Annotated in this window: 7 protein-coding genes, 13 tRNA genes, 4 rRNA genes and 1 pseudogene; 2 read left to right on the top strand and 23 right to left on the bottom strand. The window is 42.0% G+C overall.

The window, feature by feature from the left end; genetic code table 11:
• The 20 genes and pseudogenes from GMB29_RS03220 to GMB29_RS03130 form a co-directional block, all read right to left on the bottom strand.
• A 16S ribosomal RNA gene (locus GMB29_RS03220) occupies positions 1-1,550 on the bottom strand.
• Positions 1,551-2,627: 1,077 nt separating this feature from the next.
• A tRNA-Asp gene (locus GMB29_RS03215) sits at positions 2,628-2,704 on the bottom strand.
• A gap of 76 nt (positions 2,705-2,780) precedes the next feature.
• A tRNA-Met gene (locus GMB29_RS03210) sits at positions 2,781-2,857 on the bottom strand.
• A 20-nt stretch (positions 2,858-2,877) separates the two neighbouring features.
• Positions 2,878-2,970 (bottom strand) — tRNA-Ser (locus GMB29_RS03205).
• Positions 2,971-2,978: 8 nt separating this feature from the next.
• Positions 2,979-3,051: transfer RNA gene (locus GMB29_RS03200), tRNA-Ala, on the bottom strand.
• Positions 3,052-3,068: 17 nt separating this feature from the next.
• Positions 3,069-3,145, bottom strand: a tRNA-Pro gene (locus GMB29_RS03195).
• A 6-nt stretch (positions 3,146-3,151) separates the two neighbouring features.
• Positions 3,152-3,228 (bottom strand) — tRNA-Arg (locus GMB29_RS03190).
• A gap of 133 nt (positions 3,229-3,361) precedes the next feature.
• Positions 3,362-3,450, bottom strand: a tRNA-Leu gene (locus GMB29_RS03185).
• A gap of 6 nt (positions 3,451-3,456) precedes the next feature.
• Positions 3,457-3,531, bottom strand: a tRNA-Gly gene (locus GMB29_RS03180).
• A gap of 13 nt (positions 3,532-3,544) precedes the next feature.
• Positions 3,545-3,627: transfer RNA gene (locus tag GMB29_RS03175), tRNA-Leu, on the bottom strand.
• Between the two features lie 12 nt (positions 3,628-3,639).
• A tRNA-Lys gene (locus tag GMB29_RS03170) sits at positions 3,640-3,715 on the bottom strand.
• Positions 3,716-3,742: 27 nt separating this feature from the next.
• A tRNA-Thr gene (locus GMB29_RS03165) sits at positions 3,743-3,818 on the bottom strand.
• Between the two features lie 42 nt (positions 3,819-3,860).
• Positions 3,861-3,936 (bottom strand) — tRNA-Val (locus GMB29_RS03160).
• 15 nt (positions 3,937-3,951) lie between these two features.
• Positions 3,952-4,026, bottom strand: a tRNA-Glu gene (locus GMB29_RS03155).
• Positions 4,027-4,069: 43 nt separating this feature from the next.
• Positions 4,070-4,185 (bottom strand): 5S ribosomal RNA (gene rrf / locus GMB29_RS03150).
• Between the two features lie 77 nt (positions 4,186-4,262).
• Positions 4,263-7,192 (bottom strand): 23S ribosomal RNA (locus GMB29_RS03145).
• 304 nt (positions 7,193-7,496) lie between these two features.
• Positions 7,497-9,046: ribosomal RNA gene (locus GMB29_RS03140) — 16S ribosomal RNA — on the bottom strand.
• The 16S, 23S and 5S rRNA genes sit together here with 13 tRNA genes alongside, the layout of an rRNA operon.
• 444 nt (positions 9,047-9,490) lie before the next feature.
• Complete coding sequence (locus tag GMB29_RS03135) at positions 9,491-9,679, bottom strand: hypothetical protein (protein ID WP_155443828.1); 189 nt, start codon at positions 9,677-9,679, stop codon at positions 9,491-9,493.
• Between the two features lie 294 nt (positions 9,680-9,973).
• A pseudogene (locus tag GMB29_RS27195) lies at positions 9,974-10,279 on the bottom strand (glyoxalase superfamily protein); the annotation flags it as partial.
• A gap of 818 nt (positions 10,280-11,097) precedes the next feature.
• The gene (locus GMB29_RS03130) at positions 11,098-11,643 is read right to left on the bottom strand and encodes a GNAT family N-acetyltransferase (RefSeq protein ID WP_136359000.1); all 546 of its coding nucleotides are present in this window, start codon (positions 11,641-11,643) and stop codon (positions 11,098-11,100) included.
• Between the two features lie 253 nt (positions 11,644-11,896).
• Here GMB29_RS03130 and GMB29_RS03125 point away from each other — a divergent pair, with 253 nt between their 5' ends.
• Positions 11,897-12,163, top strand: coding sequence for a hypothetical protein (locus GMB29_RS03125; protein ID WP_227551481.1), 267 nt, complete (start codon positions 11,897-11,899; stop codon positions 12,161-12,163).
• A 160-nt stretch (positions 12,164-12,323) separates the two neighbouring features.
• Here the strand turns inward: GMB29_RS03125 and GMB29_RS03120 are convergent, their stop codons facing one another.
• From GMB29_RS03120 to GMB29_RS03110, 3 genes are all read right to left on the bottom strand, one after another.
• Entirely contained in the window at positions 12,324-13,178 is an 855-nt protein-coding gene (locus tag GMB29_RS03120; protein WP_136359002.1) for an HAD family hydrolase, read from the bottom strand.
• A gap of 226 nt (positions 13,179-13,404) precedes the next feature.
• Positions 13,405-13,728, bottom strand: a complete 324-nt coding sequence (locus GMB29_RS03115) for a hypothetical protein (protein ID WP_136359003.1) — start codon at positions 13,726-13,728, stop codon at positions 13,405-13,407.
• Positions 13,729-13,989: 261 nt separating this feature from the next.
• Complete coding sequence (locus tag GMB29_RS03110; RefSeq protein WP_136359005.1) at positions 13,990-15,114, bottom strand: ROK family transcriptional regulator; 1,125 nt, start codon at positions 15,112-15,114, stop codon at positions 13,990-13,992.
• 218 nt (positions 15,115-15,332) lie between these two features.
• Here GMB29_RS03110 and GMB29_RS03105 point away from each other — a divergent pair, with 218 nt between their 5' ends.
• Positions 15,333-16,109, top strand: a complete 777-nt coding sequence (locus GMB29_RS03105; RefSeq protein ID WP_136359007.1) for an SDR family oxidoreductase — start codon at positions 15,333-15,335, stop codon at positions 16,107-16,109.
• Positions 16,110-16,120 lie beyond the last annotated feature (11 nt).

Genomic DNA, 16,120 nt, shown 5'->3' with positions numbered 1-16,120 from the left:
AAAGGAGGTGATCCAGCCGCACCTTCCGATACGGCTACCTTGTTACGACTTCACCCCAATCATCTGTCCCACCTTAGGCGGCTGGCTCCTTACGGTTACCCCACCGACTTCGGGTGTTACAAACTCTCGTGGTGTGACGGGCGGTGTGTACAAGGCCCGGGAACGTATTCACCGCGGCATGCTGATCCGCGATTACTAGCGATTCCGGCTTCATGCAGGCGAGTTGCAGCCTGCAATCCGAACTGAGAATGGTTTTATGGGATTGGCTTGACTTCGCAGTCTTGCAGCCCTTTGTACCATCCATTGTAGCACGTGTGTAGCCCAGGTCATAAGGGGCATGATGATTTGACGTCATCCCCACCTTCCTCCGGTTTGTCACCGGCAGTCACCTTAGAGTGCCCAACTAAATGCTGGCAACTAAGATCAAGGGTTGCGCTCGTTGCGGGACTTAACCCAACATCTCACGACACGAGCTGACGACAACCATGCACCACCTGTCACCACTGTCCCCGAAGGGAAAGGTATATCTCTATACCGGGCAGTGGGATGTCAAGACCTGGTAAGGTTCTTCGCGTTGCTTCGAATTAAACCACATGCTCCACCGCTTGTGCGGGCCCCCGTCAATTCCTTTGAGTTTCAGTCTTGCGACCGTACTCCCCAGGCGGAGTGCTTAATGCGTTTGCTGCAGCACTAAAGGGCGGAAACCCTCTAACACTTAGCACTCATCGTTTACGGCGTGGACTACCAGGGTATCTAATCCTGTTCGCTCCCCACGCTTTCGCGCCTCAGTGTCAGTTACAGACCAGAAAGTCGCCTTCGCCACTGGTGTTCCTCCAAATCTCTACGCATTTCACCGCTACACTTGGAATTCCACTTTCCTCTTCTGCACTCAAGTTCCCCAGTTTCCAATGACCCTCCACGGTTGAGCCGTGGGCTTTCACATCAGACTTAAGAAACCACCTGCGCGCGCTTTACGCCCAATAATTCCGGACAACGCTTGCCACCTACGTATTACCGCGGCTGCTGGCACGTAGTTAGCCGTGGCTTTCTGGTTAGGTACCGTCAAGGTACCAGCAGTTACTCTGGTACTTGTTCTTCCCTAACAACAGAACTTTACGACCCGAAGGCCTTCATCGTTCACGCGGCGTTGCTCCGTCAGACTTTCGTCCATTGCGGAAGATTCCCTACTGCTGCCTCCCGTAGGAGTCTGGGCCGTGTCTCAGTCCCAGTGTGGCCGATCACCCTCTCAGGTCGGCTACGCATCGTCGCCTTGGTGAGCCGTTACCTCACCAACTAGCTAATGCGCCGCGGGTCCATCTGTAAGTGATAGCCGAAGCCATCTTTCAATGTCGAACCATGCGGTTCGAAATGTTATCCGGTATTAGCTCCGGTTTCCCGGAGTTATCCCAATCTTACAGGCAGGTTACCCACGTGTTACTCACCCGTCCGCCGCTAATCTTTGGGAGCAAGCTCCCTCAGATTCGCTCGACTTGCATGTATTAGGCACGCCGCCAGCGTTCGTCCTGAGCCAGGATCAAACTCTCCAATAAAGAGTTGATATAGCTCTTAAAATTTGTACTATATAGTACGTTTTTGTTAATTAGAATTAACGTTGACGTTCTGCTTTGTTTAGTTTTCAAAGAACTATTTCGACTGATTTAAAACATATCAGCGACAAGGAATATCATATCAAACATTTTCATCTTTGTCAACTTCTGCGAAAATTATTTTTAAAAGAAAAACATTGTTTCAATTAATAATTTTCTTAGTAGCAACAATTAATATCTTATCACTTAACTTCGTAGAAGTCAATAACAAATTGCTCAATCACTTTTTGACTTTTCAATGATGTCTCAGTGGAGCTTTCTTATATTACTATCGTTTATTATGAAAGTCAACATTTTTCTAGACATAGTTTTTATTTTTTTTGATTTCACCATTTATATAGAGAATAGATCTTTTAATATTGTACTAATAAGCAATAATTTCTTTACTATAGACTCAGTATTTAACGCTTTTTGATAAAACTTAACTTCTTCACTTTAGTTAAATCATCTAAAGAGTAACTTTGTTTCAGTTGTTCAATGACAGGGTATAGAATTTAAAAAATGGGAGGTTCTACAATGGTTATGAATAAACTAAAAAAAATGCTTAAGGATCCTAAAGTAAAGGAAGCAATAACCGATAAAGTAATGCCGGCTATTAAAAAAGAGATCAAAAAAAGAAAATCAAACAAATAATAACTATTAGGATTTTTACATATTTACATCTGTAATGAATAGTAAACATAACTTACAGGTTCAGTTATAATTTAGAAACTATATTAAAATTCTTAGTTATTAAAAAGTTTATTTATTAATAACCAAGTGAATTGCTAGAAATTTCAATTTAATTTGATTCGCTTTTTCACCTGAAAATGTAAACCAATTTCTAGGTAGACCCAATTAAATAGCTGCTTACAATGTACCTTAAAAATACTAGGTCTAGAATAATAAAAAGAGCGGTTGCTTATTAGCAATCGCTCTTCATTCGTAAAACAGCATATTAACGTTAATCATTTATGATTTAAATCTTACGATTTACACAATTAATTTAATTTTAGCAGTAGCTAATCTATTAGCAAAAAATGGCGGTCCGGACGGGACTCGAACCCGCGACCTCCTGCGTGACAGGCAGGCATTCTAACCAACTGAACTACCGGACCATTTTGGTTGCACTTAACAGCACTACTATGTTTCCTCGCTAAGAAGAATAACCAACGTAGCATCGTCAACTAAAATTGGTTGCGGGGACAGGATTTGAACCTGCGACCTTCGGGTTATGAGCCCGACGAGCTACCGGACTGCTCCACCCCGCGACAATAAAGAAAATTAAATATGGAGGAGGAAGGGGGATTCGAACCCCCGCGGGCTTTGACACCCCTGTCGGTTTTCAAGACCGATCCCTTCAGCCGGACTTGGGTATTCCTCCATCATAAGTGGAGCCTAGCGGGATCGAACCGCTGACCTCCTGCGTGCAAAGCAGGCGCTCTCCCAGCTGAGCTAAGGCCCCATAAATGTTTTAAATAATGGTCGGGAAGACAGGATTCGAACCTGCGACCCCTTGGTCCCAAACCAAGTGCTCTACCAAGCTGAGCTACTTCCCGAATATATGGCGCGCCCGAGAGGAGTCGAACCCCTAACCTTTTGATCCGTAGTCAAACGCTCTATCCAATTGAGCTACGGGCGCATTATATAATATTGTCTAGCTGCGAAAGCCAAACCGTACGGCTGTTTCACTTCTTCCTGGAGTTAAATTACAACTCCTTCTCAGAAGCTCCAACATTAATCACTTTAAGCGGGCTTTCTCCGCTTTTCTATATTGGTGCCGAGGACCGGAATCGAACCGGTACGGTAGTCACCTACCGCAGGATTTTAAGTCCTGTGCGTCTGCCAGTTCCGCCACCCCGGCACGTATTGGAGCGGAAGACGGGATTCGAACCCGCGACCCCCACCTTGGCAAGGTGGTGTTCTACCACTGAACTACTTCCGCAATATTTAAATGATGCGGGTGAAGGGACTTGAACCCCCACGTCACAAGGACACTAGATCCTAAGTCTAGCGCGTCTGCCAATTCCGCCACACCCGCAAGGTGTGTAAATGGTGAGCCATGAAGGACTCGAACCTTCGACCCTCTGATTAAAAGTCAGATGCTCTACCGACTGAGCTAATGGCTCATTTCAATAAGATTCTATTAAAATAAGTGGTGCCGGCGAGAGGACTTGAACCCCCAACCTACTGATTACAAGTCAGTTGCTCTACCAATTGAGCTACACCGGCATAATTAAAATATTGTTGAATTAATTTATTTGTACTTAATAATGGTGGAGGATGACGGGATCGAACCGCCGACCCTCTGCTTGTAAGGCAGATGCTCTCCCAGCTGAGCTAATCCTCCAATGAAAGGTGTAAATGGTGACCCGTACGGGATTCGAACCCGTGTTACCGCCGTGAAAGGGCGGTGTCTTAACCGCTTGACCAACGGGCCAATTATAAATTGACAAAATAATAGCCCCAACTAAGGGGCTTTTGCCTGGCAACGTCCTACTCTCACAAGGGGAAACCCCTAACTACCATCGGCGCTGAAGAGCTTAACTTCCGTGTTCGGCATGGGAACGGGTGTGACCTCTTCGCCATCGTCACCAGACATTTAGTTTGAAGGTTGTTCCTTCAAAACTAGATAACGATTCACAATTCAATTCACTTTGTTTAACGCATATATATTAGGTTAAGTCCTCGATCGATTAGTATCAGTCAGCTCCACACGTCACCGCGCTTCCACCTCTGACCTATCAACCTGATCATCTTTCAGGGATCTTACTAGCTTGCGCTATGGGAAATCTCATCTTGAGGGGGGCTTCATGCTTAGATGCTTTCAGCACTTATCCCTTCCGCACATAGCTACCCAGCTATGCCTTTGGCAAGACAACTGGTACACCAGCGGTGCGTCCATCCCGGTCCTCTCGTACTAAGGACAGCTCCTCTCAAATTTCCTACGCCCACGACGGATAGGGACCGAACTGTCTCACGACGTTCTGAACCCAGCTCGCGTACCGCTTTAATGGGCGAACAGCCCAACCCTTGGGACCGACTACAGCCCCAGGATGCGATGAGCCGACATCGAGGTGCCAAACCTCCCCGTCGATGTGGACTCTTGGGGGAGATAAGCCTGTTATCCCCGGGGTAGCTTTTATCCGTTGAGCGATGGCCCTTCCATGCGGAACCACCGGATCACTAAGCCCGACTTTCGTCCCTGCTCGACTTGTAGGTCTCGCAGTCAAGCTCCCTTGTGCCTTTACACTCTACGAATGATTTCCAACCATTCTGAGGGAACCTTTGGGCGCCTCCGTTACATTTTAGGAGGCGACCGCCCCAGTCAAACTGCCCACCTGACACTGTCTCCCAGCCCGATAAGGGCTGCGGGTTAGAATTTCAATACAGCCAGGGTAGTATCCCACCGACGCCTCCACCGAAGCTAGCGCTCCGGCTTCTCAGGCTCCTACCTATCCTGTACAAGCTGTACCAAAATTCAATATCAGGCTACAGTAAAGCTCCACGGGGTCTTTCCGTCCTGTCGCGGGTAACCTGCATCTTCACAGGTACTATAATTTCACCGAGTCTCTCGTTGAGACAGTGCCCAGATCGTTACGCCTTTCGTGCGGGTCGGAACTTACCCGACAAGGAATTTCGCTACCTTAGGACCGTTATAGTTACGGCCGCCGTTTACTGGGGCTTCGGTTCAAAGCTTCGCTTGCGCTAACCTCTCCCCTTAACCTTCCAGCACCGGGCAGGCGTCAGCCCCTATACTTCGCCTTGCGGCTTCGCAGAGACCTGTGTTTTTGCTAAACAGTCGCCTGGGCCTATTCACTGCGGCTTTTCGCAGGGCAAGCCCTGAAAAAGCACCCCTTCTCCCGAAGTTACGGGGTCATTTTGCCGAGTTCCTTAACGAGAGTTCTCTCGCTCACCTTAGGATTCTCTCCTCGCCTACCTGTGTCGGTTTGCGGTACGGGCACCTCTCACCTCGCTAGAGGCTTTTCTTGGCAGTGTGGAATCAGGAACTTCGGTACTATATTTCCCTCGCCATCACAGCTCAGCCTTTGCGACAACGGGATTTGCCTCGTTGTCAGCCTAACTGCTTGGACGCGCTAATCCAACAGCGCGCTTACCCTATCCTTCTGCGTCCCCCCATTGCTCAAATGGTGAGGAGGTGGTACAGGAATTTCAACCTGTTGTCCATCGCCTACGCCTTTCGGCCTCGGCTTAGGTCCCGACTAACCCTGAGCGGACGAGCCTTCCTCAGGAAACCTTAGGCATTCGGTGGAGGGGATTCTCACCCCTCTTTCGCTACTCATACCGGCATTCTCACTTCTAAGCGCTCCACTAGTCCTTCCGGTCTAGCTTCACAGCCCTTAGAACGCTCTCCTACCATTGTTCGTAAGAACAATCCACAGCTTCGGTGATACGTTTAGCCCCGGTACATTTTCGGCGCAGAGTCACTCGACCAGTGAGCTATTACGCACTCTTTAAATGGTGGCTGCTTCTAAGCCAACATCCTGGTTGTCTAAGCAACTCCACATCCTTTTCCACTTAACGTATACTTTGGGACCTTAGCTGGTGGTCTGGGCTGTTTCCCTCTTGACTACGGATCTTATCACTCGCAGTCTGACTCCTGAACATAAGTCTTTGGCATTCGGAGTTTGACTGAATTCGGTAACCCGATGGGGGCCCCTAGTCCAATCAGTGCTCTACCTCCAAGACTCTCAATTTCAAGGCTAGCCCTAAAGCTATTTCGGAGAGAACCAGCTATCTCCAAGTTCGATTGGAATTTCTCCGCTACCCACACCTCATCCCCGCACTTTTCAACGTGCGTGGGTTCGGGCCTCCATTCAGTGTTACCTGAACTTCACCCTGGACATGGGTAGATCACCTGGTTTCGGGTCTACGACCACGTACTCTTTCGCCCTATTCAGACTCGCTTTCGCTGCGGCTCCGTCTCATCAACTTAACCTTGCACGGGATCGTAACTCGCCGGTTCATTCTACAAAAGGCACGCCATTACCCATTAACGGGCTTTGACTACTTGTAGGCACACGGTTTCAGGATCTCTTTCACTCCCCTTCCGGGGTGCTTTTCACCTTTCCCTCACGGTACTGGTTCACTATCGGTCACTAGGGAGTATTTAGCCTTGGGAGATGGTCCTCCCTGCTTCCGACGGGATTTCACGTGTCCCGCCGTACTCAGGATCCACTCTGGAGGGAACGAAGTTTCAACTACAGGGTTGTTACCTTCTTTGACGGGCCTTTCCAGACCTCTTCATTTACTCCGTTCCTTTGTAACTCCGTATAGAGTGTCCTACAACCCCAAGAGGCAAGCCTCTTGGTTTGGGCTAATTCCGTTTCGCTCGCCGCTACTTGGGAAATCGCGTTTGCTTTCTCTTCCTCCGGGTACTTAGATGTTTCAGTTCCCCGGGTCTGCCTTTATCACCCTATGTATTCAGGTGAAAATACTACTCCATTACGAGCAGTGGGTTCCCCCATTCGGAAATCTCCGGATCAAAGCTTACTTACAGCTCCCCGAAGCATATCGGTGTTAGTACCGTCCTTCATCGGCTCCTAGTGCCAAGGCATCCACCGTGCGCCCTTAACAACTTAACCTTTGACATTATAAATGTCATTTTAATCATTATTAAGAGAATCACTAAACTAAGCGTTTAAACTCAGTGAATTACTTGAATTGTTATCGTTATCTAGTTTTCAAGGAACAAAGCACAGGATGTGCAAACGCATGCGTTGCCACAGGACGTGGCGCCTTTAGCAGGCGATCCTTTAAAAAGGAACTTATCGTATGCATAATGTTTTTAATCCTATGTGTATCATCATTGAGAGATAGTTCTCTCAAAACTAAACAAAGTCAGAAACGTCTTTTTAATGAAGTAATAAAACTTCATATTATCCTTAGAAAGGAGGTGATCCAGCCGCACCTTCCGATACGGCTACCTTGTTACGACTTCACCCCAATCATCTGTCCCACCTTAGGCGGCTGGCTCCTTACGGTTACCCCACCGACTTCGGGTGTTACAAACTCTCGTGGTGTGACGGGCGGTGTGTACAAGGCCCGGGAACGTATTCACCGCGGCATGCTGATCCGCGATTACTAGCGATTCCGGCTTCATGCAGGCGAGTTGCAGCCTGCAATCCGAACTGAGAATGGTTTTATGGGATTGGCTTGACTTCGCAGTCTTGCAGCCCTTTGTACCATCCATTGTAGCACGTGTGTAGCCCAGGTCATAAGGGGCATGATGATTTGACGTCATCCCCACCTTCCTCCGGTTTGTCACCGGCAGTCACCTTAGAGTGCCCAACTAAATGCTGGCAACTAAGATCAAGGGTTGCGCTCGTTGCGGGACTTAACCCAACATCTCACGACACGAGCTGACGACAACCATGCACCACCTGTCACCACTGTCCCCGAAGGGAAAGGTATATCTCTATACCGGGCAGTGGGATGTCAAGACCTGGTAAGGTTCTTCGCGTTGCTTCGAATTAAACCACATGCTCCACCGCTTGTGCGGGCCCCCGTCAATTCCTTTGAGTTTCAGTCTTGCGACCGTACTCCCCAGGCGGAGTGCTTAATGCGTTTGCTGCAGCACTAAAGGGCGGAAACCCTCTAACACTTAGCACTCATCGTTTACGGCGTGGACTACCAGGGTATCTAATCCTGTTCGCTCCCCACGCTTTCGCGCCTCAGTGTCAGTTACAGACCAGAAAGTCGCCTTCGCCACTGGTGTTCCTCCAAATCTCTACGCATTTCACCGCTACACTTGGAATTCCACTTTCCTCTTCTGCACTCAAGTTCCCCAGTTTCCAATGACCCTCCACGGTTGAGCCGTGGGCTTTCACATCAGACTTAAGAAACCACCTGCGCGCGCTTTACGCCCAATAATTCCGGACAACGCTTGCCACCTACGTATTACCGCGGCTGCTGGCACGTAGTTAGCCGTGGCTTTCTGGTTAGGTACCGTCAAGGTACCAGCAGTTACTCTGGTACTTGTTCTTCCCTAACAACAGAACTTTACGACCCGAAGGCCTTCATCGTTCACGCGGCGTTGCTCCGTCAGACTTTCGTCCATTGCGGAAGATTCCCTACTGCTGCCTCCCGTAGGAGTCTGGGCCGTGTCTCAGTCCCAGTGTGGCCGATCACCCTCTCAGGTCGGCTACGCATCGTCGCCTTGGTGAGCCGTTACCTCACCAACTAGCTAATGCGCCGCGGGTCCATCTGTAAGTGATAGCCGAAGCCATCTTTCAATGTCGAACCATGCGGTTCGAAATGTTATCCGGTATTAGCTCCGGTTTCCCGGAGTTATCCCAATCTTACAGGCAGGTTACCCACGTGTTACTCACCCGTCCGCCGCTAATCTTTGGGAGCAAGCTCCCTCAGATTCGCTCGACTTGCATGTATTAGGCACGCCGCCAGCGTTCGTCCTGAGCCAGGATCAAACTCTCCAATAAAGAGTTGATATAGCTCTTAAAATTTGTACTATATAGTACGTTTTTGTTAATTAGAATTAACGTTGACGTTCTGCTTTGTTTAGTTTTCAAAGAACTATTTCGACTGATTTAAAACATATCAGCGACAAGGAATATCATATCAAACATTTTCATCTTTGTCAACTTCTGCGAAAATTATTTTTAAAAGAAAAACATTGTTTCAATTAATAATTCTCTTAGTAGCAACAATTAATATCTTATCACTTAACTTCGTAGAAGTCAATAACGAATTGCTCAATCACTTTTTAACTTTTCAATGATGTCTCAGTGGAGCTTTCTTATAATACTATCGTTCTATGTGAAAGTCAATATATTTCCGGTTATTTTTTTATTGTACTAATTTATATGGAATAAAGGTGTTAGATAGAGTAATAGAATAACAATTAATGAATGTTAGCAAAGAATCTAAGGATGTCCAAAATAAATTTTAAACTCCTCAACTTCATCCTGTAGTTTAACTGCTACATTTGTAAGCGAGCTTGCAAACAGATGTAACTCACTAATAATAGAAAATTGCTCTTCAACAGCAGGTCGATTTGTTTCATTTTCAACGCTTGACTCGATTGATTCTTTTGACTTTTCAACAGATATCATTATTTCATTACCATCTTCGGCAACTTGTTCAAATATTGTGGCGGCAGCTTCAATGTTGGTAATCACTTCTTATTTAAATGTAATCTCTACATTCGGAGTTCTTTCTCCCCTTCACTAACTTGTATATTACCGTTATTAATCAATTTGTTAGTACTATCTATATCCTTCATTTGTGACGAAATTTGAATGATTAGAATTCAGCTGTTATTTGTTCTATTGAATTAGCTACCTCTTGTGTATTGTTCATTTTCATTTCAGAACCAGATATACCCTTATCTTTAAAGAGCATATGTATTAGATGCTCTCAAAAAATACAATCCGATTTCCGAATGGATCAATGATAGTAAGCTCTAGAGTATTCCATTGGGTTGTTTCGATGCCTGGCCGAGAAATACTTGTATTACCTTGAAAGAAGCTGAGTATGTAATAAACCTATGTTTTCTACTTCAATTCTAATTGCAGCTCCAGGACAGCAATCTCCATGATGTTCTGAAAGATGTAGAATACATGATTAAAAGAAATTTGCATGTATAAAGGCATTCCGGCCTCAAATTGATGCTCCAAATCCAATCCTAAAAATCTAAAGTAGAATTCTTTCGCTCAAAAATTCGAAGGATGGGCATGATACTTTTCATCGTTATTTTGGAAGTCTTCATATTAGTTATCACCTTACATTCTATTAAAATATGATATAATTAAAAAAATTAAAAATCATATTTCATCTTCACTATTTGATTTTTAAAATAAAAACTAAGGATGGTTTTTCATATTAAATTAGGTCAAAAAGTAATCTATAATCAGCAGATCCATTATATGTTTTTTGATCATGGGAATGATTTAGTTGAAATCCAAAGTGAAAATAAAAATATCGTTTTAGTTAAATTACGAGACTTAATATATAGGGTAAAATAATTGCGGTCATCTTCTAAGAAGATGACTTTTTTCTATTGAAACAAATATAGACAAAATTGCTTTTTAGATAATTGTTGTGAATAGGATTATTTGTTCATTGCACAATATATACTAACATTTGAATAATAACCTATTCAAAATAGTGGATAGTATTACTTAAGGATTGTGATAGTTATAATAAATAAAAAACCAATTCTGTCTTTCACTTCATTAATTTTATCTCCTTTTTCCTTGTTAATGTTAGGGTTGATTATTCCATGGGAACCTTTAATGGACATTCATACTTATTTTGATGACATATCCATGTTTGCAGCCTTAATCGGGACTTTATTTGATATTTGGGCTATGATTAAAAAGGAAAGAAAAAGTCTTGCTATAATAGGTTTAATTTTGAATGGCATCCCTTAGCTCTTTTTATTCTCATTATGATTATGATGCTTCTCTCTTTTGTTGTGGGTATTTAAACCTTGCTATTTCGTGTATCATAACCCGGCAGTTATTGGATTTCACTCATTAAATCTCCCCATCATAACAGTGTTATAGAATTTTCCATCAGAAAGGATTTTGTCTCTTTTTAATACACCTTCTATTTCAAAGCCTAGGTTTTTATAAAGTTTTATCGCTTTGCTGTTTGTTTCTAAAACATTCAATGTCATTTTCTTTATTCCGTTTGAATCAGCCCAAGAAATTGATTCTTTTAAAAGATTCTTCCCAATTCCATATCCCCAAACCTCTTTTAATACGCAAACCCCAAATTCAACTTTATGTGAGAATCTAGTTAAATAAATGCCTTCACATCTTGAAAACCCAACGAGCCGATCATCAACTACTGCAACTAAAAATAAGTTTCTTGGTCTTTCAGTATCCGTCTTGATAATCTGTTCAAAACCAGTGACATCTATGAACGCCTCCCCTTTTTCTCTATCCAAATTTTCGGTTTCTCCATCAATTTGCACTCTTAATACTGACAAATCCTTTGCATCTTTAGCAATTGCAGACCTTATCGTATAGTTAATCCGATTACTATCATATTCTCTATTGTTAATTATCATTGTTATACTCCATTCACCTATATTTAATATAGAACGTGAAAAGGTGTTGCAATATATTCATTTTCTTCTTAATCTTTAAAATCCCTTCTTCCCGCTATCCATGTATCTTTTGCTGAAAAACACATGTGATTCAATTCATTGTTACACGTACACGTGTTTAATCAATTTTCAGTTATATCTTGTTAACCCTTGGACATACTTAATGTTGTTAGTGGGAAAAATATCATTGTTTAAATAAAAGGAGGAATCAACTTTGTTAAACGATAAGGAAAATTCGATACATACGGAAATGGAAAATCTTTTTAAAAGCAGTTGTGGAACATGGGAAAACTGTACGGAGTCAAGCATTCAAACGTTTTTAACACAATGTCAAGATAAGAATATAGACCCTCAATATTGTATGAGCTGGGTTGAACAACATAAATCACAAATACCTGACTGGCAAGCCGTTTCAAAAGTATCTCTTGGCTGGGTTAATCAGCATACTTCAACTGGATCTCCGATTTCATTTACTGATTAGTATTGTCATCGCTCAGTGGATAGATTATTAGCTCTCCACTGAGCGATGACAAAGTTTATGTCTGAAATGACATTGCGATTAGCGCTAATAATTGACTTTTAGCCGTTTTAGATACAAGCAAAAAAAGCTCTACTCCAAATTGAAGTAAAGCCGCTAATTTTTACAGTCCAAATTTTGATTTAAGGTATTGATAGACACCATCTTCATCACAAGTGAATTCCGTTATCTCATCAACAATCTCTTTAATGTGATCTGGTGCATTTTTCATCGCCACTGCATAACGAACAAACCGAAACATCGGCAAATCATTGTCACTATCACCAATAGCCAATGTTTCATTCTCAGATAAATCAAAGTGCTTTAACATCTGTTGAATCCCAGTTGCTTTATTCACGTTCGCCACCATCACTTCGACATTATGGTTAGACGATATTGATGTAGTAAAGTCTATTTCTTTCTTTATTTTCTCAAGCTCATCTTTCCATCTATTAATATGTTCTTTCGTTCTAGCGAAGAAATAAAACTTTGAAAATTCATTTCCCTCTATTTTATCCGTCCAAGCAATCTCCTCTTTAATCGCTTGTTTACGTGATAACCACTCATTCATCCCAACACTTTCTGGCTTGGGATCCCTTATTTCATCAATAACATACTGTTTATCTCTTTTTAAGGTAACACGTGAAGTACCATAAGGAAAAAGCTCATAGTACACCTTGTGTTCGCTTGCTTTCTCCATAATCGTTTCCACCAAATCAAGTGAAAGTGAATGTTTAAATACCTCTTCTTTTCCTACATATCCTGCCATACCATTCGATGTAATGACACCATCTACTTGAAATCCTTCAGGTACAACTTGCTCTATTTCATTAAATGCTCTACCTGTAGCTATAAAAACAAATATTCCCTTGCTTCGTACCTCATCAATTATTTCTTTGGTAAGAATACTTACCTTGTTTTGATGATTTAATATTGTTCCATCCATGTCTAAAAATATTGCCTTTGGCTTTGGTAACACTGGTATTCCTCCTATTTTATATAAAACTAGAATGATAGTATTTAATCTTTGGTCTTCCTACTATCCCAATTATTTCATAATAATTCCTTACTTTAAAGAAGGATTCGCCATTTAGCAATCACTTTTATATGTATAATATTGTACTATCTTAGTTGGGATTTATATCGATTCCATGTGTTACTAGATATAAATCCCAATAAGCCCCGGCATATGCATAGGGCTTTTCTTATTCCTTCATTTCGATAATGTTCGGATCATCATCCTTACGTGCTGCATCCATAAGAATAAATACCGCCGATAAAATATGCATAATCATGCCGACAACAGGGATCCATCCGATAGCTGACGTGACAATTCCGATAATATTACCATGTGCTTTAACTCCAACTTTATTCGAAAATACCAATACGACAATATGAAAGACAAGCATAACTAATAATGGTATCCAAGCCAACCCTAATACAATACTTCCACCTAAAATAGGTATACCTAAAAGTGCTTCAATTCCACCAGAAATCCACTTTAACGTTTTGACTGTTTGTTTGTTCATCGTCAAACCACCACCTTTCTAGATAAATAGTATCCTTCCCTTTAATTTTCTAGAACCTCAAAGTAAATTTTTATTCTACGGTTATCTCGAATAATTTGTTATAGGTTACTCTTAATTAGTGTTATTTAAATATCTATTAGATTTCATACAAAAAAAAGAGGATGGTCTTTTTGCACATGACTATGTCAAAAACCATCACATTAATACTTGAGATTATTTTAATTTGATTTGTAAATCATCTATGATGATACATCTACATCATTAAATTGCATTCAAAAATGATTGAATAAATGGTATCGCTGCTCCGATAGGAACTCCATTTTCTGGTGAACGGCTAAGAAAAATAAACGGCTCATTACTTGGGAATGCAGTCTTTTCATTAATTTTTTCATGAAGAATGTCAATATCCTCTTCTTTTAAATATGGAGATATATGTCCGCCTAGAATAAATTCTCTGTTGATGACAAGATGGATATTGTTTATCGAAAATGCTAGATAATCTAAAAAGGTATTCCACCTCTCTGCATATGAAGGAATACTTGATCGTACCTGTTGGAAGAAAAAATCTAATGATTCATCTTCTTCAAGAAGTGCATGAACTGAGCATAATGTTTCCATGCATCCTCTCTTTCCGCAGTAACAAGCGGCACCATTTGGATCAATCGTCATATGTTCTACTGTACCGCTATGCCCTTCTTTTCCCATTTCTATTTGGCCATTTATGATAATGGCTCCTCCAAGGTGCATGCCAATCGACAAATAGACTGCATCTCCAATATCATTCCTTACCCACAATTCTGTCGTTGCCGCACACTTCGCATCATGTACAAACATACAAGGATAATTGAGATACTGTGAAAAAACATGAATATCCAGCCCTGTACAATTTAATATTTTTCCGTACGTAATTTTTTGTCCATCAATCGATGTTAATGCTTGTACTGCTAAGCCGATACCTAGAACCTGCTCTTCTTCTACATTAAGAGATGAAATAAACAATTGTACAGCATGGCTTAACTCTTTGTAATAACTGTCTACATTGGAAAAATGGAGAGAAAGTTCCGTTTGCTGAAAGGCAACACCACGCAAATCAATTGCTAACATTCGTACTGTCTTTTTCTGAATTTCTACACCAATGCTAATTCGAGCCTGAGGGCAAATAGCATAAGCTACTGCACGCCTGCCAACGGAAGATTTAAATTGACCGCTCTTTTCAATCAGCTTTTCCTCTTCCAAGCGAACTAGATTTTGGGTTACAGTTGGTAAGCTCAAATGAAGCTGATTCGCTATTTCTTGTTTAGAAAGCTTCTCATTTTGATAAATGAGATGGTAAATCAATGAGTAATTATTCTTTTTTATATCTTTAAATGTGATGCTATTATCCATGAAAGAACCTCATTACATAAAATGATTTTATAAAAAATCTTTATTTAATTCCGTTTAAATATATCACAGGAATTGAGGCAACTTCAACTTTGGCAAGATGTATTTTGACAATTTTTAATTTTGCGATGTTGACGGTAACAAAAAAAAGTTTTATTATGTAAATACATTTTATAAAATAGTTTTACAAAATAAATTCACAAAAGGGGAAGGTAATAAATATGGGTATTATTGAAAAAATGAGACTGGACGGCAAGAAGATTTTTGTAACAGGTGGAGCAAGGGGAATTGGCAAAAGTGTTGCAACCGCCTTCGCTGAAGCTGGAGCAGACCTGGCAATCGTCGACCTTGACATCGATGAAGCAAAAAAGACCGCAGCTGAACTCGAAGAAAACAATAAAATTAAAGCGATTGCAATCAAAGCAGATGTCACAAAACCAGAAGATGTAGATGCCATGATTGAAGAAATTCTGAATGTTTTTGGACGTTTAGATGTTGCCTTCTGTAATGCCGGAATTTGTATGAATATTCCAGCAGAGGAAATGACGTACGACCAGTGGAAGAAAGTCATTGATATTAATCTTTCTGGTGTATTTTTAACGGCACAAGCTGCTGGAAAAGTGATGTTAAAGCAAGGCGGCGGTTCTATTATCAATACTGCTTCTATGTCAGGACATATTGTGAACGTACCACAGCCGCAGTGTTCCTATAATGCCTCTAAAGCAGGTGTGATCCAGTTGACAAAATCTCTAGCAGTGGAGTGGGCAACTAGAAATGTGCGCGTCAATTGTATTAGTCCTGGATATATCGGAACTGAACTTACATTAAATTCACCAAGCTTACAACCATTAATCGCACAATGGAATGAAATGGCACCGCTTAAACGAATGGGTAAACCAGAAGAACTTCAATCCATTTGTGTGTATCTTGCAGGAGACACTAGCAGCTTTACGACAGGATCTGACTTTGTTATTGATGGCGCTTTTACTTGTATCTAATAGATTGAAAG

Origin of the sequence: Metabacillus sediminilitoris (assembly GCF_009720625.1) — a bacterium.
Taxonomy (GTDB): domain Bacteria; phylum Bacillota; class Bacilli; order Bacillales; family Bacillaceae; genus Metabacillus; species Metabacillus sediminilitoris.
This window is presented reverse-complemented; position numbering and strand designations above follow the sequence as displayed.